The organism is uncultured Dokdonia sp. (assembly GCF_947496725.1).
GTDB lineage: Bacteria > Bacteroidota > Bacteroidia > Flavobacteriales > Flavobacteriaceae > Dokdonia.
Genome location: NZ_CANMDS010000004.1, coordinates 297629 through 318738, shown reverse-complemented (window position 1 = coordinate 318738; position 21110 = coordinate 297629). Strand labels below are relative to the sequence as shown.

At 38.8% G+C, this 21110-nt stretch carries 24 protein-coding genes; 14 read left to right on the top strand and 10 right to left on the bottom strand.

The features are described 5' to 3' along the window. Nucleotides 1–5: 5 nt before the first annotated feature. From Q0948_RS10860 to Q0948_RS10840, 5 genes are all read right to left on the bottom strand, one after another. Entirely contained in the window at nt 6–1007 is a 1002-nt protein-coding gene (locus tag Q0948_RS10860) for a MoxR family ATPase (protein WP_298352285.1), read from the bottom strand. A gap of 61 nt (nt 1008–1068) precedes the next feature. After that, entirely contained in the window at nt 1069–1689 is a 621-nt protein-coding gene (locus Q0948_RS10855) for a DUF4159 domain-containing protein (RefSeq protein ID WP_038599958.1), read from the bottom strand. Nucleotides 1690–1808: 119 nt separating this feature from the next. After that, nucleotides 1809–3125: a TldD/PmbA family protein gene (locus Q0948_RS10850; protein WP_298352276.1), complete on the bottom strand. Its 1317-nt coding sequence runs from the start codon at nt 3123–3125 to the stop codon at nt 1809–1811. A 24-nt stretch (nt 3126–3149) separates the two neighbouring features. Beyond that, entirely contained in the window at nt 3150–4784 is a 1635-nt protein-coding gene (locus tag Q0948_RS10845; RefSeq protein WP_035327914.1) for a TldD/PmbA family protein, read from the bottom strand. A 230-nt stretch (nt 4785–5014) separates the two neighbouring features. Beyond that, the gene (locus Q0948_RS10840; RefSeq protein WP_298352270.1) at nt 5015–5461 is read right to left on the bottom strand and encodes a Na(+)-translocating NADH-quinone reductase subunit F; all 447 of its coding nucleotides are present in this window, start codon (nt 5459–5461) and stop codon (nt 5015–5017) included. A gap of 360 nt (nt 5462–5821) precedes the next feature. Here Q0948_RS10840 and Q0948_RS10835 point away from each other — a divergent pair, with 360 nt between their 5' ends. Together Q0948_RS10835 and Q0948_RS10830 are read left to right on the top strand one after the other, a co-directional pair. After that, on the top strand, nt 5822–7408 hold the full coding sequence (locus tag Q0948_RS10835; protein WP_298352267.1) for a hypothetical protein: 1587 nt from the start codon (nt 5822–5824) through the stop codon (nt 7406–7408). Nucleotides 7409–7490: 82 nt separating this feature from the next. Beyond that, nucleotides 7491–9311: a cytochrome c peroxidase gene (locus Q0948_RS10830; RefSeq protein WP_298352262.1), complete on the top strand. Its 1821-nt coding sequence runs from the start codon at nt 7491–7493 to the stop codon at nt 9309–9311. An 82-nt stretch (nt 9312–9393) separates the two neighbouring features. Here Q0948_RS10830 and Q0948_RS10825 read toward each other — a convergent pair whose 3' ends face one another. The 4 genes from Q0948_RS10825 to Q0948_RS10810 all read right to left on the bottom strand — a co-directional run bounded on the left by Q0948_RS10825 (nt 9394) and on the right by Q0948_RS10810 (nt 11441). Next, nucleotides 9394–9837, bottom strand: a complete 444-nt coding sequence (locus tag Q0948_RS10825) for a rhodanese-like domain-containing protein (protein ID WP_298352260.1) — start codon at nt 9835–9837, stop codon at nt 9394–9396. A gap of 3 nt (nt 9838–9840) precedes the next feature. Then, nucleotides 9841–10146 carry a rhodanese-like domain-containing protein gene (locus tag Q0948_RS10820; RefSeq protein ID WP_298352257.1) on the bottom strand — a complete coding sequence of 102 codons (306 nt, stop codon included), beginning with the start codon at nt 10144–10146 and terminating at the stop codon, nt 9841–9843. Nucleotides 10147–10312: 166 nt separating this feature from the next. Then, the gene (locus tag Q0948_RS10815) at nt 10313–10936 is read right to left on the bottom strand and encodes a thioredoxin family protein (RefSeq protein WP_298352254.1); all 624 of its coding nucleotides are present in this window, start codon (nt 10934–10936) and stop codon (nt 10313–10315) included. 1 nt (nt 10937) lies between these two features. Then, nucleotides 10938–11441: a TlpA disulfide reductase family protein gene (locus tag Q0948_RS10810; protein ID WP_298352251.1), complete on the bottom strand. Its 504-nt coding sequence runs from the start codon at nt 11439–11441 to the stop codon at nt 10938–10940. A 167-nt stretch (nt 11442–11608) separates the two neighbouring features. Between Q0948_RS10810 and Q0948_RS10805 the strand changes: the two genes are divergently transcribed. The 12 genes from Q0948_RS10805 to Q0948_RS10750 all read left to right on the top strand — a co-directional run bounded on the left by Q0948_RS10805 (nt 11609) and on the right by Q0948_RS10750 (nt 20480). Then, complete coding sequence (locus Q0948_RS10805; protein ID WP_298352248.1) at nt 11609–12070, top strand: MarR family transcriptional regulator; 462 nt, start codon at nt 11609–11611, stop codon at nt 12068–12070. Between the two features lie 4 nt (nt 12071–12074). After that, nucleotides 12075–12647, top strand: a complete 573-nt coding sequence (locus Q0948_RS10800; protein WP_298352246.1) for a YceI family protein — start codon at nt 12075–12077, stop codon at nt 12645–12647. Between the two features lie 241 nt (nt 12648–12888). Continuing rightward, on the top strand, nt 12889–14286 hold the full coding sequence (locus tag Q0948_RS10795) for an anthranilate synthase component I family protein (RefSeq protein WP_035327902.1): 1398 nt from the start codon (nt 12889–12891) through the stop codon (nt 14284–14286). A 3-nt stretch (nt 14287–14289) separates the two neighbouring features. Next, on the top strand, nt 14290–14859 hold the full coding sequence (locus Q0948_RS10790; RefSeq protein ID WP_035336124.1) for an aminodeoxychorismate/anthranilate synthase component II: 570 nt from the start codon (nt 14290–14292) through the stop codon (nt 14857–14859). An 11-nt stretch (nt 14860–14870) separates the two neighbouring features. After that, entirely contained in the window at nt 14871–15392 is a 522-nt protein-coding gene (locus Q0948_RS10785) for a hypothetical protein (RefSeq protein ID WP_298352240.1), read from the top strand. Next, nucleotides 15392–16384, top strand: a complete 993-nt coding sequence (trpD, locus tag Q0948_RS10780) for an anthranilate phosphoribosyltransferase (RefSeq protein WP_035336121.1) — start codon at nt 15392–15394, stop codon at nt 16382–16384. Before Q0948_RS10785 ends, trpD begins: the two co-directional genes overlap by 1 nt. A 1-nt stretch (nt 16385) precedes the next feature. Next, nucleotides 16386–17162, top strand: a complete 777-nt coding sequence (gene trpC / locus Q0948_RS10775) for an indole-3-glycerol phosphate synthase TrpC (protein WP_298352237.1) — start codon at nt 16386–16388, stop codon at nt 17160–17162. Continuing rightward, nucleotides 17159–17557, top strand: a complete 399-nt coding sequence (locus Q0948_RS10770) for a hypothetical protein (protein ID WP_298352234.1) — start codon at nt 17159–17161, stop codon at nt 17555–17557. Before trpC ends, Q0948_RS10770 begins: the two co-directional genes overlap by 4 nt. Nucleotides 17558–17617: 60 nt before the next feature. Beyond that, the gene (locus Q0948_RS10765) at nt 17618–18226 is read left to right on the top strand and encodes a phosphoribosylanthranilate isomerase (RefSeq protein WP_298352231.1); all 609 of its coding nucleotides are present in this window, start codon (nt 17618–17620) and stop codon (nt 18224–18226) included. Then, complete coding sequence (gene trpB, locus Q0948_RS10760) at nt 18223–19422, top strand: tryptophan synthase subunit beta (RefSeq protein WP_298352229.1); 1200 nt, start codon at nt 18223–18225, stop codon at nt 19420–19422. Before Q0948_RS10765 ends, trpB begins: the two co-directional genes overlap by 4 nt. Before the next feature lie 77 nt (nt 19423–19499). Beyond that, the gene (gene trpA / locus Q0948_RS10755) at nt 19500–20261 is read left to right on the top strand and encodes a tryptophan synthase subunit alpha (protein WP_298352226.1); all 762 of its coding nucleotides are present in this window, start codon (nt 19500–19502) and stop codon (nt 20259–20261) included. Nucleotides 20262–20339: 78 nt separating this feature from the next. Beyond that, nucleotides 20340–20480: a hypothetical protein gene (locus Q0948_RS10750; protein WP_157496178.1), complete on the top strand. Its 141-nt coding sequence runs from the start codon at nt 20340–20342 to the stop codon at nt 20478–20480. Between the two features lie 77 nt (nt 20481–20557). On the opposite strand, the gene coaD is transcribed toward Q0948_RS10750, so the two are convergent. Beyond that, on the bottom strand, nt 20558–21055 hold the full coding sequence (gene coaD, locus Q0948_RS10745) for a pantetheine-phosphate adenylyltransferase (protein WP_035336114.1): 498 nt from the start codon (nt 21053–21055) through the stop codon (nt 20558–20560). Nucleotides 21056–21110 lie beyond the last annotated feature (55 nt).

Genomic DNA, 21110 nt, shown 5'->3' with positions numbered 1-21110 from the left:
AAATATTATGCGCTAAAGTCTGTATGATCTAATAATTGACGCGTCACCGTATCTGAAGTAATACCCTCTGCCTCTGCTTTAAAGTTTACAATCACTCTATGACGAAGTACTGGTAGAGCCACGTTTTTAATATCATCTAGTGTCACTGCTATACGACCCTGTGATAGTGCTCTTGCTTTTGCTGTGAGTATCATAGCTTGCCCGGCTCTGGGACCTGCTCCCCAACCTACCCATTGCTTTACAAAATCATTTGTGGTAGTCTCTGGTCGTGTTGCACGTACAATTGTGCTTACAAAGTCTATAAGATTATCACTTATAGGCACTTGCCTTACAAGCTCTTGTAATCTCAAAATTTCGGCACCACTTAGTACGGGTTGTACCTTTTGCTTTACTCCGCCTGTTGTACTTTTTAAAATATGCTTTTCTTCGCTTGCTGTAGGATACCCTATTTTTATATAAAATAAGAAACGATCTTGTTGCGCCTCTGGTAAAGGAAAGGTTCCAGATTGCTCTATAGGGTTTTGCGTTGCAAGTATAAAAAACGGGCGCTCTAGTTCATAGGTTTTACCAGAATAGGTAACCTCAAACTCTTGCATTGCCTCTAGCAGCGCTGCCTGTGTTTTTGGCGGGGTTCTGTTAATCTCATCTGCCAGTATAATATTTGCAAATATGGGTCCTTTCTTAAACTCAAAAGATTTTTTACCGGTGCTGTGATCTTCTTCTAGAATCTCTGTACCTACAATATCTGACGGCATTAGGTCTGGTGTAAACTGTATGCGCTTAAAGTCGAGATCTATAGCCTGTGATAAGGTCCTTATCATAAGCGTTTTTGCCAGCCCTGGGACTCCTTCTAGTAAAGCGTGACCACCAGCTAGAAATGTGATAAGTAACTGCTCTACTGTATCTTCTTGGCCTATGATAACCTTTGCTATTTCTTTTTTAAGATCACCTAGTTTTGAAGTAAGACTATTTACCTCCTGCTGTAGTGTGACTAACTCTTGTTTCATTCAATTTTCAATTTAAAATTGGTTATTTCTTGGCTCGCAAGACTGCATCATTAAAACGATACTATGAGGTAAGGGCATACATCACAATATTTACCCCAAAACGGGTATTGTCTATTTTATACCAGCGCTTGTTTCTAAAATCATAATCCCACTCACAGCCGTAATCTTTATTGCTATACAGCACGCCTATTCTCCCATTTATCTCTATTGCCTTAAGGTAATCGTGCACGAGGTCATCTCCCCAGCCGTTAAGCTCTTGTGAGGTGGTGGGTGGACCATCTTCAAATTCAAAAAAGACATTATAAATCTCGTGATCATTAGGAATTTTTTTGAGGCTATCTTGACCAAAAATTTCCTCCATCTGTCGTTCAAAAGACTTTGCAAATAGGCCGTCTATATCGTGGTTACAATCATCTGCAAAGACAAAGCCTCCATTCTCCACATAACGTTTAAAATTTTCTTTTTCCTTCTTAGAAAACTGCACCAGTTTATGCCCAGAGATATAGCAAAAGGGCGATTTAAAAATATCATCACTAGCCAGTGTTATGATATTTTCCTTTGTATCTACATCTAGCGTGGTGTACTCTACCAGAGAGTTAAGCAAGTTAGACGGCATACGCTGGTCTACATCCCAATCTCCAGATTCGTATTGTAAGCGTGTGAAGAAAAATTTATTAGGCATTACCTTATGTAACTTATGTAAAGTGTGATTGTTTGTATTACGCTTTCGCGAAAGCGTACTTAAAATAAAAACTGGCTACCGCATAAAGCCGTAACCAGTTTCCTATCAACTATATTATATTATACCGCATCTGAAAGACTGGTAAACGTAAAGTCTCTCACCTTCATATAAGGGATTAAGCTACCGTCTACACGCACCTGCTTCCCGAGGGTCTCAAGATTATTAAGCATAATAATAGGACTCTCATTAAAGCGGAAATTCTTCACTGGGTATTTGATTTTTCCGTTTTCTATATAAAAAGTACCGTCACGGGTAAGACCTGTATATAAAAGCGTTTGTGGATCTACAGAGCGTATGTACCACAGTCTTGTGACTAAGATTCCCTTTCTTGTACTCTTTATTAAATCATCTAGAGATGCGTCACCACCTCCCATTATAAAATTACTTGGGAAAGGAACTGGCTCAACACCTTTTTCTTTTGCCCAGTATCTTCCATAAGCAAGATTCTTAACTGTACCATTTTCTATCCAGGTAGTTTTCTTCAGTGGTTGACCTGCTCCATTCCAAGTGGCTGCTGGCACCTCATCATTAAGCGGGTCTGACCATAGGTTTACACGCTCATCTACTATTTTTTCTCCCAGTTTTGTACCTCCGCCTTCTTTAGACATAAAGCTACGTCCCTCATCTGCAGAGCGGGCATTAAGTGACCTTCCTAAGCCTTGTAATAATCCAAGTCCTGCAGATGGTTCTAATATCACAGTATATTTACCAGGCTCTATTGCTTTTGCTTGTCGTGACATTACAGCTTTATCTATAGCGACTTGTGACGCCTCAGAAGAGTCAAACTTATTTATGTCATTATAATCTCTAGTCACCCATCCCGATCCTGTACCATCATTAGTACGCATCGTTACTGTAAAACTCACATCTGTAGACTTATTATATGCAAATAGCCCGTTTGAGTTCATCATTGCGCTAAAGCCTTGACCGTCATCTAGAAATCCTGCAGCTGTTACATCCTTTGTTTTTGCAGGGGTAATACTACTATTTGCAACCTCTGCTCTATACTCTGGAGTAATGTTTGCCGTGGCTTCTACAAAGGTTTTTGATTCATCATATTGTTGTGGGCCTAGTGGCTCCATATACTCTGGGTTTTCTGGAGATAGTTTTGCTAGCTCCTCTGCTCGTTGTACCACTTTTTTGAGCGATGCATCATCTAGCTCATCTATAGTTGCGGTACCAGATCTTTTACCAAAGCTTGCAGTAACCGCAAGACTCTGGTTAGATTGATATCCCGCTGTAGATACCGAGTTACGAGCATAACGTATATTACCTCCCTGGCTCCCACCTAGATTTACTACACAGGCATCTGCAGTAGAAAAGCTTAGTGCTTTTTCTAATATCTTTCTAGCCTCTTCTTTTGAAAATATTGCCATTATTTATTCTTTTAAAAGTTAGACTTATACCGTACGCCCGGTATTAATTACATTAATATCATTAAATCTTGAAGTCGAGCTCCCGTGAGATACTGCACTTACTTGTGATGGTTGCCCCTTCCCGTCAAAGAAAGAACCAAAAAGACGATAGTCATCCTTATCACAAATCTTAGCACAAGAGTTCCAGAACTCTTGCGTGTTAGACTGGTAAGCAACATCATTAAGCATACCTGCTATCTTACCATCTTTAATCTCGTAGTACATCGTCCCTCCAAACTGGAAGTTATAACGCTGCTGGTCTATAGAGTAAGATCCTCTACCGGCTATGTAGATTCCTTTTTCTACATCTTTAATCATATCGTTTATAGAATATGGTTCTTTACCAGGCTCTAGAGAGATATTAGGCATACGCTGGAATTGAACATCATTCCAACTCTGTGCATAACAGCAACCGTGAGACTCGTTTTGATCTATCATTTTTACTTGATCACGTATTGCTTGATAGTTTACTAGTACACCGTTACGTATAATGTCCCACTTTTTAGTTTTTACACCTTCGTCATCCCATCCTACGGCTCCTAGTGATCCTACTTGTGTTTTATCTGCCACAATATTTACAAGGTCGCTACCATACTTGAAGTTTTTAGACTTCCACTTATCTATGGTGGCAAAGCTTGTACCTGCATAGTTTGCTTCATACCCTAGTACTCGATCTAGTTCTGTAGGGTGACCTACAGACTCGTGTATGGTTAATCCTAAGTGGTTAGGCTCTAGTACAAGATCGTACTTACCAGCATCTACAGACTTTGCTGTAAGCATTTCTCTTGCTTGCTTTGCTGCAGTGGTAGCATCTTCTACCATATCATAGCTGCCTCTATATAATTTAAGTCCTTCTGGACCTTCTAGTTTTTCTGACGCAAGACCATCTAGATACTCATACCCCATTCCCATAGGTGCACTCATAGCTTGTCTAGTCTTAAACTTACCTCCACCTACAGCAGTTACACCAAATGTAGGCCAGATGCGGTGTACATCTTGATCTATGTAAGACCCTTCTGTAGAGGCAAAATATTTTTGTTCATTTACCATAAACAAGGCAGAGTTTACAAAGTTTGCTCCGCTAGATTGTGCAGCAGCATTTGCAGTGAGTAGTAAATCTACTTTCTCTGAAACTGGCACTTCTTTAAAATCTTTTTTGATAGGGGTTTTCCAAGAGACTTCACCATATGATGCTTCTGGTGCAAGTACTACTGGCTCTGTTTGAAACTTTGAGTTTGCTTTTGCTATTGCGACTGCTTGCTCTGTTGCTTTTTTAATACCGTCTGGTGATACATCATTTGTAGATGCAAATCCCCAAGTACCATTTGCAATCACACGCACTCCTATTCCAAAAGACTCTGTGTTTACAACCCCTTGTACTTTATCTTCTCTAGTACGTACAAACTGGTTAAGATATCTACCTATACGAGCATCTGCATAAGAAGCTCCTAGGCTTTTTGCTGTGTTAAGAGCAACATCTGCCATTTGTTTTTTCATTAGTATATCCATTCCTGGTTCTAGGAGTGCCTCTGTAGGGATGTTATTTCCCATTAATAGGGAAGGCATCATCACAGCACCAGCACCCATTCCGGCTAGTTGGACAAAGTTTCTTCTTTTCATAAGATTGTCTGTATTAGATTGCGTTTGTTAGATATTCTTAACAAATAATGTTAAAAGCACCATAATATCAGAATTAATACGAAATCTAGCTAAAATCGTTATGCTAATAAAAACTTAAAATTTTCTTAAACCTAAGGCATACTCACCCAGAGACACCTCTTTTAAATCTCAAAAAGATGTCACTTATATATTGTAAATCACAAACAGTAAGAGGCTTACATTTTTAGGTTTTAAACCGTAGCGTGTGTTACAGAGCTTAGGTTTGTATGTAGTAGGTTCTGTTCAATCTCCATAACATCTTCTACACCATCTAGCTCACATAAAAAAGCAATAACGGCACGCATACCATTATATAATGTTTCTTGCGATGTAGGATGTTGTGGACGTTTTGATTTTCGCGTAAGCGGTAACTCATACCCACACGCTTTTAAGAAAACCGCTTCTATTTCTAATAGCTCGCTAGGAAGATACCCATAGAGCCTGCGGCCAAAACCTTCATTAACCTTTCCCACATAGTTAAGCTGTAAAGAGCCGTGTGTGTCTGTAAAGTGCTTCCAGGCATCTACCGTGTCACATATAGTACCCACCGCGCAGGCTGTACAACACTCGGGATTGAGCTTCCCCGTGTACAACGCAGTGTACAATTTATCAAGTGCTTGTTCTAATCTAGGCGTCATTTTTTCTTTTAAAATTACGACATCTCACTTAAAAGTGGTGTTAAAAGATGTATTACGCTTTCGCGAAAGCGAAAACCAAACTCTTAAAAGTAAAGCGGCTCATTGCCGAAAGGTCTGTCCAATCTAAAAATGACCCTTCAATAATGATAGGTTTTACCCGTATAAAATAGAAATATCAAAAAACCAAAAGGTTAACTCTACGTAAAATCTGTCTTTAAATTACTGTAAAATCAGTAACAATAAATACACATCAATTTAATATAAAAGCTACGCTTAATTAACCTGTAAAAAGAGATACAATTCTAATTTAGACCCTCATACAAACACACAAATTAACCACTCAAAAAATATTATTTTACAATGAAAACTTTCAAATCAGTTTTTTTAAGTCTGCTTTTTGTAGCAGCAACAGCAGCTTTCACAAGTTGTGAAGATGGCGTAGATGGAATGAATGGTCTGGACGGAATAGACGGTGTAGACGGACAAGATGGCGCAGATGGACAAGACGGTGCAGACGGGTCAAATGGAGAAGATGGTGTAGATGGAGAAGATTTTGAACCAGGAGAAACTATGTTTTCTGACAAATCTCCTACGGCTCCACTTGTTGCAATGAGCTCACAGTTTAACTACGTAGAAGCTTTCTCACTTGTATCTACTCCAGATGTAATAGGAGGAAATTTTCAACTTGCAGGATCTGCAGATGGTGCAGGGTTCTTACAAGATGGAGAAGACTACATATTTGTAACAAACTGTGAAGACAGTTATGCAGTTGCACGTATCCGTTTTGACCAGAACTTAATGCCTATCTCTGGAGATTACTTACTAGACTCTGGAGTATCAGACTTTGCACGCCAGTGTAGTGCTACTATGTGGGAAGCAGATATACACGGTGGAACAGAAGACATTTTCTTAAGTGCTTCAGAAAGTATACACTATGATGTAAAAGCTATAGACCCTAGAACGTCTACTCCAACACCTCAAGCAGATTTTGGTCTTGATGCACTAGGTGAATTCTCTTGGGAAAACGCAACTCCATTACCACAAAACGCTTATCCTGGTGCTACAGTAATAGTAGGTGGTGATGATGACTCTAGTAACTCAGAAGGTCAAGTATCTATGTACTACTCTACTGCTGGTGATGCAGATTTTACAGGTGGTTCTATTTACGTATTACGTCTTAAGCAAGTAGGTGACGGTGCTGGTAACGTTGTAGATGTTGCTCCTAACACGGCTTACAACGAGTCTTCACTAGACTTCCAGACAGAATATGACGTAGAGTTTGTTGAGATACCAAACGGTGCTGCTCTTACTAAAAATGAAATGGAAAGCGCGTGTAACGACGTATTTGCTTCTCAGTTTATGAGAGTAGAAGATGTAGATTACCAAAAAGGATCTGATGCAAATGGTAGAAACGTATACTTTGCAGTTACAGGTCGTGGTCCAGGTCAAGGTACTTACAATGACTGGGGAACGGTATACAAGTTAAACCTAGATGAAACAAACCCACTAGAAGGTAAACTTACTCAAATCATAAGTGGTAATACAGATACAAATAATCAAGATGGTAACCTGGCAGCTTTACAAAGCCCAGATAATATCACTGTAACTGAGAACTTTGTATATGTACAAGAAGATCCTAACTCTTTTTCTAGAGGTCACGCAGCATACATCTACCAGTCTGACTTAAATGGTGTAAACATACAGCAAGTACTTGAGCTTGTAGTACGTCAAGACCTTGCAGATGATAATAGCACAGGACTTAGTGGAGAGTTTGGAGCACTTATAGATATATCAGATAAAGTAGGAGTGCCTAACACTTTTATATTAAACATACAGCCACACTACTGGAGAAACAGTGACTTTGCTGGACTTGATGGACATATCAACTCTACATATGAAGATAACCAAGCATCTCAAGTAGTATTACTTAAAGGTTTACCTAGATAATATCCTCCCGGATTAGCCATTCGGAAATACTAAAAGCGCAATCCCTTTAAGGTGATTGCGCTTTAATTATAATTACATTGTTATGAATTACTTACGTTTATTAATTTGCCTACTAGCGATACACTTAACCCTTTCTTGCAAGCAAGAGCAAGACACTTCATATAAAAAAAATATAGCCCCAGACTGGGAAGCTGCAAGAGCTATTTACTTACAAGAACTAAATAATGCCCTCGCAGGTCTTGACTCTCTAAATGAGATTACGGCATCACATCCAGATGCCAAAAAGATTTTTAACAACACTAGACTTGCGTTTAAAAAAGCAGAACCCTACGCCTCTTACCTCAACCCAGAAGTAGGTCATCGTGCAAATGGACCGGCCTTACCTATTTATAAAGAGGACAATGACCGCACAATGAATCCTGTAGGTCTACAAAAGATAGAAGAATCTATCTATGAAGGAGGAACACCAACTCCACAATACAAAAAAGAACTAAAGATTACCACAGGCCTACTCGCTACTCTAAAAAAGAATATTGAAAAACGAGCTCTTACACCACAACGCTATTTTATAGCTACACACCAGCAACTGTTACGTGTACTTAGTTTTTCTATATCTGGTTTTGACACACCTGTAAGCCAACTAGGCATTACAGAAGGTGCTGCTTCATTACAAAACCTTGTAGACACTTATAAAGTAACGATACAACCTATCATAAAAGAGAAGGACACCACACTAGACCAGACATTTATAAATCAGGTCGACAAAGCAATAGCTTTTATGAGCTCTAATACAGATTATAATAGCTTTGACCGTTATACCTTTGTGAGCACTCACCTCTCTCCTATTACAAAAACTTGGGTAGCTATAAGAAAAACTAGCGACCTATGGGAAGGGACAACAAATACACCTTTTAACTTTGATGCGCCTACCTTTTTTGAAAATAACAGTTTTAATACGGAATTCTTTACTCCTAACGTAAATAAGAATCCTACAGAGGCTCAAATCGCCTTAGGTAAAAAATTGTTTTTTGATGATAAGCTCTCTGCAAATGGTACAATGGCTTGTGCTACGTGTCACATTCCAGAAAAAGCATACACAGATGGAATGGTAGTAAACCTCTCTAACGCAGGTAAAAATTTACAGCGCAACACACCTACCCTCATAAATACCGTTTTCCAGCAAAACTTCTTTGCAGACGGTCGCTCACCTACATTAATAGATCAAGTATCTTCTGTTTTTACAAACAAGGATGAGTTTAACTCAAACGTGCACGAGTTTTCAAAAGAGGTACTAGAAGACAGTACGTATATCACACTCTTTGACGAGGCATATGGAGGTGTTTCAAAAAGAAATATTGATGTGATAAAAGCCATCTCGTCATATGTAAGTACACTCAATAGTTTTGACTCAAAATTTGATAAAAATATGCGTGGCGATGAGCGTTCATTTACATCAAGTGAGCAACGAGGTATGAACTTGTTTATGGGGAAAGCCCTTTGTGCAACTTGTCACTTTATGCCACTTACTAATGGTACAGTACCACCATTTTATGCAGAGACAGAGCGCGAAGTAATAGGCGTACCAGAAACCGCACAAAATAAAATGCTAGATGATGACTTAGGTTACTACTGGCGTTTTAAAGAAGAGCTCCACAAGGGGATGTTTAAAACTCCTACGGTACGTAACGCTGCAGTAACTGGACCCTATATGCACAACGGTGTATATAGCACGCTAGAAGAGGTTATGGATTTTTATAATAAAGGTGGCGGTGGTGGCCTAGGGTTTGACCTTGAGCATCAAACGCTTCCCTTTGATAATCTTAATCTATCAGAGCAAGAACTTCAGGATCTGGTGGCTTTTATTAAAACACTTACAGCTACTAATGTTGATGAAGTGTATTAGATTGATATAGATTCCGCTTTCGCGAAAGCGTAAAAAAACCCCATCCTACTAAGATGGGGTTTATACTTTTTATGAGTATGTGTTACTCTACGGTCTTGCCACTAGCCTTCCAGCTGGTGAGACCACCTTTAAGATCATAAATGGTAGTAAAACCAGCCTCTTCTAGTTGTTTTGCACATCTGGCACTACGACCACCTTTTGCACAATATACATATACGGGCTCATCTTTATCTAGAGTCTCTAGCTGTGACTGCCAGTTTGCATTGTTCATCTCAAAATGCTTTGCCCCCTTAATATGGCCACTCTCCCACTCGCGGTCGGTACGTACATCTACCAGTTGGATTTCTTGAGCACTCATCGCTGTCTCAAGCTCATCTGAAGAAATGCGATTGATGACTATCTTTTGCTCTTGCACTTCACTAACTGAAGCTTCTGGCGATGCTTGCTGTGAGGTCGCTTGGTTACAAGATAAAGCCATCATCATAATTGCAATAACACTACAAATGTGAGTTACTTTCTTTCTCATACTCTAGTTATTTTCGCTCCAGGCCATATAGCCTCCTAGCAAGTTATATGTAGTCTCAAAACCTAGCTGTCCCATAAGTGCACACGCTTGAGCACTACGTGCTCCAGAGCGACAATAAACGTAGTAGTTTTTATCTTTATCTAGTTTTTCTACCTCATCAATAAAGCCTTGGCCTTGGTATATATCTATAACCTTTGCTCCTTCTATGATACCATTTTCTGTTTCTTCTTCTGTACGCACGTCTAGTATTACGGCGTCTTTATCTTGAGCGATTTTTTCTTCCCATTCTGGGATTGTAAGATCTTTCATAATTCTTCTTTATTATAAGTACGGTAGTGTACCCTTGTTATATTTCAAATTTACTTTATTAAACTGAATATGGCTTAAGGCATATTACATATTTTAAATACGCTACGTAAAACATAAAAAGGTGAGCTATTGCTCACCTTTTTATGTAGTATCTAGTTATTTTAAACTATGATTTTATAGAACATCCTATAGCCTTTGTTTCGGTTACTTGTACACTTTTTCCGGCGAGTAAGGCATCTACAGCATCTTCTACATATCGTTCTGTAACTGCTCCCGCATCACGTGTATTATTATCTATAGCTCCTATGTATTTTACTATATTTTTCCCTTGCTTTTTTTGAGTCACATACACGTGAGGGGTTTTTGTAGCTCCATATTTTGGATATACCTCTTGCCCATCGTCAAGTAAATAAGGAAATGTAAATCCTTTTTCTCTGGCTCGTTGTTGCATAGACTTAAAACTATCTCCAGGTTTAATGTGTGGGTCATTAGGATTTATAGCTATTACAGGGTAGCCTAGTGACTTGTACTTTTTATCTAATGCAATGATTCTGTCTTCGTTTGCTATAGAGAATGGACAAGTATTGCACGTAAAGATTATTATAAACCCTTTAGCATTTTCATAATCCTTAAGCGATACCATACTGTTATCTACATTACGTAGATAAAAATCTGTTGCATCATCACCTACACTGTAACCACTCTTTGCACTTTTTACAACGGCATTTGCTGCAAATGCAGAAACAACTACAACTAAGGCAAGTAGCGTTAAAATTTTAAAAGTCTTCATTTTAATTTAATATATATTTCAATTCACTTTCTAACAAGCCATATGTAAATGATTGTTCATAAAAGCGTTTTCTTTTATCACCTATAATAAGTGTTGCCGGTAAGGCTCCACTCCAATTCTTATCTACTTTAGGTATCCACCTGTTTGCATCTCCATCGTCTAGAAACACAACCTCAGATTGCAATTCTTTTTTTGCTACAAATGCTTTGAGATGATCCATCTGTTCTGGGAAGTCAAGACTCACTAAAAGAATTTTTACATCTTGATCTGCATAAGTATCTCCTAGTTTTTCAAAAGCTGGTAACTCCTTAATACAAGGAGCACACCAGGTTGCCCAAAAATTTACCACAAGTGTTTCAGATGGATGATTTTTTATATAACTATCAAGTTCATTATAATCAAACATCTTTATATCTGCCCCTTCTACATAATTATATGCTTTATTTTCTATTTCTTTTTTACAAGAGATAGTACTGAGAACCAATATGAATAATAAAAATCGCATTGTACAAAATTATACTGATAATCAATTTTTTAAACACCTATTAACAGACTTTAGTAATCGATTGTTAAGATAATGGAAAAACACCCAAGGCTATTTAACGTTAAAAATATCTAAACATAGATATTCTATTGCAAAATAATAATACATTTGTATATACAAATATTGTAATGACAATAGAAGAACACATAAAAACCACAAGTCTCAAGCCTTCTCAAAGGCTTATTATAAACCTAGCCTATACAGCACAATGGTCTAATGATATCTTATTAATGGCATTAAAGCCTTATGATATATCATTACAGCAGTTTAATGTATTACGCATATTACGTGGGCAAAAAGGAAAACCTGCAAACCTATCTACGCTCAATGACCGTATGGTTACAAAAGCTAGTAACACAACACGCCTCGTAGATAAGCTACTAAAAAAAGAGCTTGTAAATCGCAGTACGTGCCCCTCAAACCGTCGTAAAATTGAAATTACAATTACAGAGGCTGGCTTGTCATTACTTAATGAGTTAGACAAAGTAGTGACTCAAGCCGAAAATAAAATAACTACTCAACTAGACAATAATGAGATAGAGCAGCTCAATAACTTGCTCAATAAACTAAGAACAGAAACTAAAAATTAGAAAAATGAAAAAGAAAATCACAACAGCATTCTTAGCTCTTATCGTAACCACTGGAGCCATTGCAAACACAGAACCGGTAGAAAAAACAGTAAACGTAAAAGAAAGCACCATTACTTGGACTGGTAAAAAGGTACTAGGACAACACACAGGTACTATTAACCTAAAGTCTGGAACACTTGAAATGGATGGTGACCAGCTAGTAGGTGGTAACTTTGTAGTAGATATGACTACCATTGCGGTAACAGACTTAAAAGCTGGCGAAGGAAAAGAAAAACTAGAAGGACACTTAAACTCTGCAGACTTTTTTGATACTACAAACCATAGCGAAGCTACATTTGTTATCACAGAAGTAGCAAAAAGTGGTAATGGTTACAGCGTAGTGGGTGACCTTACTATAAAAGGAACTACACTACCTACAAAGGTTAATATGACTATAGAGAATGGCGTAGCCACTACCGTTTTTAATGTAGATCGTACAAAATATGGTGTACGTTATGGCTCTGCATCGTTTTTTGACAACTTAAAAGACAATGCTATTTCAGATAATTTTGAGCTTGCAGTGAGCTTGACTCTCTAATAATTTCCTAATTATTCCCCCGTAAAAAGCTCAGTGTATATTTTTTATCCATTGGGCTTTTTTATTATAAAATCGCTCCCTATCTTTACATCACAAATGAAAAACAATACAGTACATACTTGGTGGTGGATTACACAACAATCGTTGTCGTAAGCACGCACCTATGTACCATTCATATACAGCCTGTCTTTACGACAGGCTTTTTTTTTGTTCTCAATTTTGAGAAAACAATATGTAACAAATGAAATATCAATTAACTACATTTTCAAAAAGACTCCTAGCAGATACCATCACTCCTGTATCGGTATACTTAAGGTTGCGCGATCGTTTTCCTAATAGTTTACTGCTCGAGAGTAGTGACTATCACGCAAATGATAATAGCTTCTCTTACATATGCTGCAACCCTATTGCTTCTATAAGCGTGGGCGATGGTATAATCACACAGCAATTTCCCGATGGCAAGAAGGAGGAAATTACAATTACAGCAGAGACTAATGTTGTAGGGGTTTTAGACGCTTTCGCGAAAGCGTTCTCATCTACAAAGACAGCACACAAATTCATAAACAATGGCTTGTTTGGTTACCTATCGTATGATTCTGTGCAGTACTTTGAAGATATAGAAATCGCAAAAAAAGAAGGAGATCTCCACATACCGGATATTTACTATGCCGTTTACCAAAATATTATCGCTATTAATCATTTTAATAATGAGGCACATATATTTTGCCACAACACGACGGGAGACAATAATATCGATGAGATTGAGCAGCTTTTAAAATCAAAAAACTTTGCAGAGTTTAACTTCAACCGAAAGAACGAACTCACCAGCAACATCACAGATGCAGATTATAAAGCACTCGTAGAAACTTGTAAAAAGCACTGCCAGCGTGGTGATGTTTTTCAGATTGTGCCTAGTAAACGCTTCTCGCAGCAATTTACCGGAGATGAGTTTAATGTATACAGGGCTTTACGCAGTGTAAACCCGTCGCCATATTTATTCTACTTTGACTACGGAGATTATAAAATCTTTGGCTCATCACCAGAAGCTCAGATTATTGTGCAAGACGGTCTCGCAGAGATTCACCCTATTGCAGGTACTTTTAAACGTACCGGTAATGATGAGCAAGACGCCATACTTGCAAAAGAACTAGCCAAAGACGAAAAAGAAAACTCAGAACACGTGATGCTCGTTGATCTTGCTCGTAATGACTTATCACGCAATGGTCACGATGTAAAGGTAGACACCTATCGTGAGGTGCAGTTTTTCTCACACGTGATACACCTTGTGAGTAAAGTAACGGGACAAATGCACGAGGGTAGCAATACCTTACAAGTGGTAGCAGACACCTTTCCAGCAGGAACACTCAGTGGTGCGCCTAAGCATATGGCAATGCAGCTACTTGAGAAGTATGAAAACCGCAATCGCACCTTCTACGGTGGAGCGATAGGTTTTATGGATTTTTACGGTAATTTTAATCACGCTATTATCATACGTTCTTTCTTAAGTAAAAATCACACCCTACACTGGCAAGCAGGTGCTGGAGTGGTATCTGGCAGTGATCCCGCTAAAGAATTACAAGAAGTTTACAACAAATTAGGAGCGCTTAATAAAGCACTTGACATCGCAGAAGATATTTAGACAATGAAAAAGATATTAGTAATAGACAACTATGATTCCTTTGTGTACAACCTTGTGCACTACCTAGAAGAATTAGATTGCATCGTTACCGTAAAACGTAATGACCAGTTTGCTCTTGAAGAGTGCGAGCAGTATGATAAAATATTACTTTCTCCAGGCCCTGGCATTCCAGAAGAAGCTGGACTGCTCAAGCAAGTAATAAAAACTTATGGAGGAAGAAAACCTATACTTGGCGTTTGCCTTGGGCAACAAGCCATAGGTGAAGTGTACGGAGGCACGCTTATTAATCTAGATAAGGTTTTTCACGGTGTCGCGACACAAGTGAGTATCACGCAGCCAGACACAGTACTTTTTAAAGACCTCGGTGAAGAAATAGCCGTAGGACGTTACCACTCGTGGGTGGTAGCTACAGAAGATTTTCCACCAGCATTAGAAGTTACTGCGGTAGATGAAAATGGCCAGATAATGGCACTGCGTCACAGAGAACTTGATATACGCGGTGTACAGTTTCACCCAGAATCTGTACTTACTCCAGAAGGAAAAACAATGATTAAAAATTGGGTAATTAGTTAATACTATATACGATGAGATTTACATTATTTCTACTAGCAAGTTGTTTTCTATTAATAGGTGGTTGTGAGAGCACAAAATCAACACCTAAAGAAACTACAAAATCTGCGACACCCGTAGTCGTAATAGAAGCCCAACCTGAGCCGCTTAAAGAAGTGGTAGAAGATGAGAATGTAGACATCTATAAAAACCTGATTTTTAATACAAAACTTGGTGTAAGTCCTAAGCGACCTAACTGGGTACTTTTTTCTAACGGTACCTATATTATTTTCCCTACGGGAACCAGTAAAGAAGATATGCGTAAAAGCGCATTAGGTTTCTTGCAACGCTTTACAAGCGAGACTGCTTCTGTAAGAAAGTCACCACTTACAAAAGGCTGGATAGCAAGCACACCAAAGGGAGTTTACAATTACGTAGCACTTAACCAAGCTAGTTCAAGACTAGCAACAGATCAAGAACTAGCAACAATAGGATTGCAAAACATAAAGAAAGATAAAGCAGACCCTATTATTGTTCACATCAACACGCCTAAATAATGAAAGCCATACTTAATAGATTAATTAACCACGACCAACTCACAAAAGCCGAAAGCCGTGAGGTTCTCGTAAACATCTCTGAGGGTAAATACAACCAGAGTCAGATTGCTTCTTTCCTTACCGTTTATATGATGCGTAGCATTACGGTAGAGGAGCTAGAAGGTTTTAGAGATGCCTTGCTAGATCTTTGCCTTGCCGTAGATTTTTCTGAGTATAATGCCATAGATCTTTGTGGTACAGGTGGTGATGGTAAAGACACTTTTAATATCTCAACACTCTCTAGCTTTGTAACAGCAGGTGCTGGTGTGCACGTGACTAAGCACGGTAATTATGGGGTGAGCTCTGTAAGTGGGAGTAGCAATGTGATGGAGTATCTAGGCATAAAATTTAGTAACGATAAGGATTTCTTGAAGCGCTCTATGGATGAGGTAGGGATGTGTGTACTACACGCACCACTCTTCCACCCTGCTATGAAAAACGTAGGCCCTATACGTCGAGAGCTAGGTGTAAAAACCTTTTTTAATATGCTAGGCCCTATGGTTAATCCTGCATTCCCGAGCAACCAGCTAGTGGGCGTTTTTAACCTAGAACTCGCAAGAATGTATGGATATTTATATCAAAAAGGAGATAAAAACTTTACCATACTGCACGCCTTAGACGGTTATGATGAGATTTCACTTACAGGAGCTACAAAGGCTATTACAAATGAAACAGAGCTTATGCTCACACCTAGAGATTTTGGTGTAAATGCACACGCTCAAAAAGATATTTATGGAGGTGACTCTGTTGAGTCTTCGGCGCAAATATTTACAAATGTAATTTCTGGTAAAGGTACCCAGGCGCAAAACAATGTGGTGTGTGCAAACGCTGGGATGGCTATTGCAACTGTAAAAGGGCTAACACCTTTACAAGGTTTTGAACAAGCAAAAGAGAGCTTACTCTCTGGTAAAGCCGCACAAAAACTCAAACAACTTCAAGCCCTAAGCAACTAAGATGACCATACTAGATAAAATTACAGCAGATAAAATCAAGGAAGTAGCTTTAAGAAAAAGTCTCATCCCTGTGAGCCAGCTAGAGCAATCTGTTCTTTTTGAGAGAGCTACCGTATCACTTGCAAAAGCAGTAAGCGCAGGCTCCGGGATTATCGCAGAGCATAAAAGAAGATCTCCTAGTAAGTCTGTTATAAACAACAGCCTGAGCGTGCAAGATGTCGCAAGCGGTTATGAGCAGGCAGGCGTGAGCGGGATGTCTGTACTTACAGATGGAAAATATTTTGGTGGCTCGCTAGACGACTTATTACTTGCCAGAGCAGCAGCACAGTTTCCGCTATTGCGTAAGGAGTTTATAGTAGATGAATACCAGATTCTTGAAGCCAAAGCCTACGGTGCAGATGCTATATTACTTATTGCAGCTACGCTTTCGCGAAAGCAAATAGAGCAGTTTTCAACCTTTGCAAAAGGTCTTGGTCTCGATGTGCTTTGTGAATCTCATAATGAAGAAGAATTACAGAAGTCAATTATGAAATCTGTAGATATGCTAGGCATAAACAACCGAAACCTAAAAACCTTTGAAGTAAGCCTAGAGACCAGCAAAGAACTCATCAAGCAAATTCCAGATGAGTTTGTAAAAGTGTCAGAAAGTGGTATCAGTTCTGTAGAGGCGATCAAGGAATTAAAGCCACACGGTTTTCAAGGTTTCCTTATAGGTGAAAATTTTATGAAAACAGATAACCCAGGTGAAAGTGCCGCTACTTTTATAAAGCAATTATGAAGTTAAGATATAAAAAGAAACAACTTATTATTTATGGAGTAATGGCCATTGTATGGAGTGTACTTGGTATTATATCCTTTATTGAAAATGAAAACAATTTCACTAAGTACTCGTACCTCGTGCTTGGTGTCGTGCATATTATAATATTTATAATATATCAACATCAAGGATATGCAAAGATTACCAATGGTGTTTTAATCGTTGGAGAATTAAAGAAAAAAAGAATCTCTATTGATCAACTTATAGAGATTAAACACGTGGCTGGAGATTTTGTACTTGTTTCGCAAACAAATAAAGTAAGTCTTAGTAAGGATCAGGTACGTGAAGAAGACTGGAAAGAGTTTCTAGCAATCCCTAAGATTAAAGATTTAGATCCTCACCAAAACAATTCTTAAAAGATCGTTTAATATAAATAATCTCAATTATCACCTATTATGAAAATCAAAATATGCGGTATGAAATATAACACACAAGAGGTCGCTGCGTTGCAGCCAGACTATCTTGGCTTTATATTTTATGAGAAGAGCAAACGAGATTTTGGCAACCTAGAGATTCCAGAATTACCTGAGGGAATCGACCGCGTAGGGGTTTTTGTAGATGCTGATATTGCTTTCGCGAAAGCGAAAATAACACAGCACAACCTCAACGTAATCCAGTTACACGGGAGCGAATCCCCTGAATACATAAAAGAGCTTCAAGGTTGTCTGGTCGAGCGCAGTCGTGACCTCAAGATTTGGAAAGTTTTTGGAATCAAAGACAGTTTTGACTTTGAGCAGCTCACACCTTACGAGGGCCTTGTAGATGCTTTCCTTTTTGACACAAAGGGAAAAGAAAAAGGAGGCAACGGCTACACCTTTGACTGGAGTGTTTTAAAAAATTACACATCCCAAACGCCTATCATTTTAAGTGGCGGCATAGGACTAGAAGAAGTAGAAAAAGTAAAAGAAATACTGGCAACAGATTTACCTATTATCGCACTAGACGTAAATAGCAAGTTTGAGGATAAACCAGGATTAAAAGATATTGAAAATTTAACCGAATTTAAAAAAGTATTGCAGCTATGATACTAGAAAATAACACCAGTTACCAGGCAGACGAGAGAGGGTACTACGGAGATTTTGGCGGAGCATTTATTCCAGAGATGCTCTATCCTAACGTAGAAGAACTGCGCTCTCAGTATGTGCAAATTATGCAGGAGCCTTCTTTTCAAGAAGAGTTTAAACAACTCTTAAAAGATTACGTAGGTCGTCCTACACCGCTTTATTATGCAAAACGCTTTAGCGAGAAGTATGGCACAAAGGTATATCTCAAAAGGGAAGATCTCTGTCATACCGGAGCTCATAAAGTAAATAATACCATAGGCCAGATTCTTATGGCCAAGCGACTAGGTAAGAACCGCATTATCGCAGAGACTGGCGCGGGACAGCACGGTGTTGCAACAGCGACCGTTTGTGCACTTATGGGACTAGAATGTATCGTATATATGGGTGCTGTAGATATAGAGCGCCAAGCGCCTAACGTGGCTCGTATGAAAATGCTAGGAGCAACCGTACGACCAGCAATGTCTGGAAGTAGAACCTTAAAAGATGCGACTAACGAAGCGATACGTGATTGGATTAATAACCCAGTAGACACACATTACATCATAGGTTCTGTGGTGGGACCACACCCTTATCCAGATATGGTGGCTCGTTTTCAGTCGGTGATATCTGAGGAGACTAAGAAGCAGTTGCTAGAAAAAGAAGGAAAAGAAAATCCAGATTATGTAGTAGCTTGTGTGGGTGGTGGTAGTAACGCCGCTGGATTATATTACCATTATCTCGATGAACCAGAAGTGGGCATCATTGCGGTAGAAGCTGCTGGTAAAGGAGTGGATACTGGTGAGAGTGCTGCAACTTCTGCACTAGGACGCGAGGGTATTATACACGGGAGTAAGACCTTGTTAATGCAAACAGACGATGGGCAGATTACAGAGCCTTATTCTATCTCTGCTGGTCTTGATTACCCAGGTGTAGGGCCTATGCACGCAAACCTCTTCCGCTCTGGGCGTGGGGAGTTTATCTCTGTCACAGATGCAGATGCGATGACGGCTGGACTAGAACTGAGTAAACTAGAAGGTATTATCCCTGCGATTGAGACAAGTCACGCACTTGCCATTTTTGAAACTAGAAAATTCAAAAAAGACGATATCGTAGTGATCAATCTTTCGGGACGTGGTGATAAGGATTTGAATACGTTTATAGAATATTTTAATTTATAGAACTACGCTTTCGCGAAAGCGAAATAAACATCAATATTAATTCCCGCTTAGGCAGGAATGACAAAATATTTATTCAGATGAATAGAATAAAAGAAAAATTACAAGAAGATAAAAAGCTACTAAGCTTATACTTCACTGCTGGATATCCAGCCATAGATGATACTGTTTCTATCTTAACACAGCTTCAAGAAAGCGGTGTAGATATGTTAGAGATAGGATTACCATTTTCAGATCCGCTGGCAGATGGGCCTACTATTCAAGAGTCAAGTACTGCCGCACTTCATAATGGGATGACTACCGAAAAGTTGTTTAGCCAGTTAGACGGTATTCGTGAGACCATACATATCCCGCTTATTGTGATGGGTTACTTTAACCCGATGTTACAATATGGGGTTGAGAAATTCTGTAAGCGTTGTCAAGAAATAGGGATAGATGGTATTATTATGCCAGACTTACCACTTGCCGAATATGAAGCGGAGTATAAAGAGATTTTTGAAAAGTACGGACTTATTAATGTCTTCCTTATCACACCACAAACTAGTGACGCGCGTATACAACAGATAGATGCCGCGAGTGATGGATTTATCTATATGGTGAGTAGTGCGAGTACGACGGGCGCTAAGAGCGGTTTTGGTAACAGTACAGAAGATTACTTTAAACGTATTGCAGCTATGAATCTTAACAATCCGCAGATTGTAGGTTTTGGGATAAGTAATGAGGAAACTTTTAAGGCAGCCACTACCCATCAAAAAGGTGCCATTATAGGAAGTGCTTTTATAAAGCATATTACTAAGAATGGAGCAAACAGTGTGGCTAGCTTTGTAGAAACCATAAGATAATCAACACTTTAACCTAAGACTAACAAGCCTTTAAGACGAATTAACAACCGTGATTTTTATCTTTATATCAACTTAAAAATGAAAAAGATTATGGAACGTAAATTTGAAAGAAAAGTAGAGCAAACTAACCCGACCAATCCAACGGGAAATATAAATCAAACTACAAACGATTTTGATATCGATAAAAAGACCATCAAAGAACAGCAGAATAAGAAGTAATTAGGTTTTAGACTATATATATAAATGGTAAAAGCCGCCCAGTGGGCGGCTTTTTTTATGGATAAAGGTTTTGAGCTTTATTTTGCTTTTGCTTGTATCTCTTTCCAGATTTTAATGGCGCAAGGCTCAACCACATCTGGTACTAGACCAGAACAGTCACCACCGTTACGTATTACATCACGTACTATGGAAGAAGATATATAGCTCTTACCAGAACTCGTAAGTAAGAATACGGTCTCGATACCAGATAATTTTCTGTTAGTATGGGCGATTGCCTTTTCAAACTCAAAATCTCCAGGATTACGCAGTCCTCTTAAAATGAACTCGCTTTCTTGCTCTTTACAAAAGTCTATAGTGAGACCTTTATAGGTCATTACTTTAATGCGTGGCTCATCTTTAAATGTATCTTCTAGAAACTGCTTGCGCTGCTCTAGAGAAAACATATATTTTTTATCTGAGTTGACACCTATGGCAAGTATTATCTCGTCAAAGAGCGTAAGACCTCGTTCTATTATATCGTAATGCCCAAGTGTAATGGGATCAAAACTCCCTGGAAATACTGCCTTTCTTTTCATAATCTTAATCTTAATGTCATTCCCGCAAAAGCGAGAATCTCAAAGATACTACCTC

What these genes read in the sequence shown, in the direction of transcription:
- Q0948_RS10850 (WP_298352276.1), bottom strand. Translation starts at nt 3,125, where the DNA reads ATGGCAATATTTTCAAAAGAAGAGGCTAGAAAGATATTAGAAAAAGCA.
- Q0948_RS10765 (WP_298352231.1), top strand. Translation starts at nt 17,618, where the DNA reads ATGAAATATAACACACAAGAGGTCGCTGCGTTGCAGCCAGACTATCTT.
- Q0948_RS10810 (WP_298352251.1), bottom strand. Translation starts at nt 11,441, where the DNA reads ATGCGATTTTTATTATTCATATTGGTTCTCAGTACTATCTCTTGTAAA.
- Q0948_RS10855 (WP_038599958.1), bottom strand. Translation starts at nt 1,689, where the DNA reads ATGCCTAATAAATTTTTCTTCACACGCTTACAATACGAATCTGGAGAT.
- Q0948_RS10830 (WP_298352262.1), top strand. Translation starts at nt 7,491, where the DNA reads ATGAATTACTTACGTTTATTAATTTGCCTACTAGCGATACACTTAACC.
- Q0948_RS10750 (WP_157496178.1), top strand. Translation starts at nt 20,340, where the DNA reads ATGAAAAAGATTATGGAACGTAAATTTGAAAGAAAAGTAGAGCAAACT.
- Q0948_RS10820 (WP_298352257.1), bottom strand. Translation starts at nt 10,146, where the DNA reads ATGAAAGATCTTACAATCCCAGAATGGGAAGAAAAAATCGCTCAAGAT.
- trpC (WP_298352237.1), top strand. Translation starts at nt 16,386, where the DNA reads ATGACCATACTAGATAAAATTACAGCAGATAAAATCAAGGAAGTAGCT.
- Q0948_RS10840 (WP_298352270.1), bottom strand. Translation starts at nt 5,461, where the DNA reads ATGACGCCTAGATTAGAACAAGCACTTGATAAATTGTACACTGCGTTG.
- Q0948_RS10790 (WP_035336124.1), top strand. Translation starts at nt 14,290, where the DNA reads ATGAAAAAGATATTAGTAATAGACAACTATGATTCCTTTGTGTACAAC.
- Q0948_RS10785 (WP_298352240.1), top strand. Translation starts at nt 14,871, where the DNA reads ATGAGATTTACATTATTTCTACTAGCAAGTTGTTTTCTATTAATAGGT.
- trpA (WP_298352226.1), top strand. Translation starts at nt 19,500, where the DNA reads ATGAATAGAATAAAAGAAAAATTACAAGAAGATAAAAAGCTACTAAGC.
- Q0948_RS10845 (WP_035327914.1), bottom strand. Translation starts at nt 4,784, where the DNA reads ATGAAAAGAAGAAACTTTGTCCAACTAGCCGGAATGGGTGCTGGTGCT.
- Q0948_RS10800 (WP_298352246.1), top strand. Translation starts at nt 12,075, where the DNA reads ATGAAAAAGAAAATCACAACAGCATTCTTAGCTCTTATCGTAACCACT.
- Q0948_RS10815 (WP_298352254.1), bottom strand. Translation starts at nt 10,936, where the DNA reads ATGAAGACTTTTAAAATTTTAACGCTACTTGCCTTAGTTGTAGTTGTT.
- Q0948_RS10770 (WP_298352234.1), top strand. Translation starts at nt 17,159, where the DNA reads ATGAAGTTAAGATATAAAAAGAAACAACTTATTATTTATGGAGTAATG.
- coaD (WP_035336114.1), bottom strand. Translation starts at nt 21,055, where the DNA reads ATGAAAAGAAAGGCAGTATTTCCAGGGAGTTTTGATCCCATTACACTT.
- trpB (WP_298352229.1), top strand. Translation starts at nt 18,223, where the DNA reads ATGATACTAGAAAATAACACCAGTTACCAGGCAGACGAGAGAGGGTAC.
- Q0948_RS10825 (WP_298352260.1), bottom strand. Translation starts at nt 9,837, where the DNA reads ATGAGAAAGAAAGTAACTCACATTTGTAGTGTTATTGCAATTATGATG.
- Q0948_RS10860 (WP_298352285.1), bottom strand. Translation starts at nt 1,007, where the DNA reads ATGAAACAAGAGTTAGTCACACTACAGCAGGAGGTAAATAGTCTTACT.
- Q0948_RS10835 (WP_298352267.1), top strand. Translation starts at nt 5,822, where the DNA reads ATGAAAACTTTCAAATCAGTTTTTTTAAGTCTGCTTTTTGTAGCAGCA.
- trpD (WP_035336121.1), top strand. Translation starts at nt 15,392, where the DNA reads ATGAAAGCCATACTTAATAGATTAATTAACCACGACCAACTCACAAAA.
- Q0948_RS10795 (WP_035327902.1), top strand. Translation starts at nt 12,889, where the DNA reads ATGAAATATCAATTAACTACATTTTCAAAAAGACTCCTAGCAGATACC.
- Q0948_RS10805 (WP_298352248.1), top strand. Translation starts at nt 11,609, where the DNA reads ATGACAATAGAAGAACACATAAAAACCACAAGTCTCAAGCCTTCTCAA.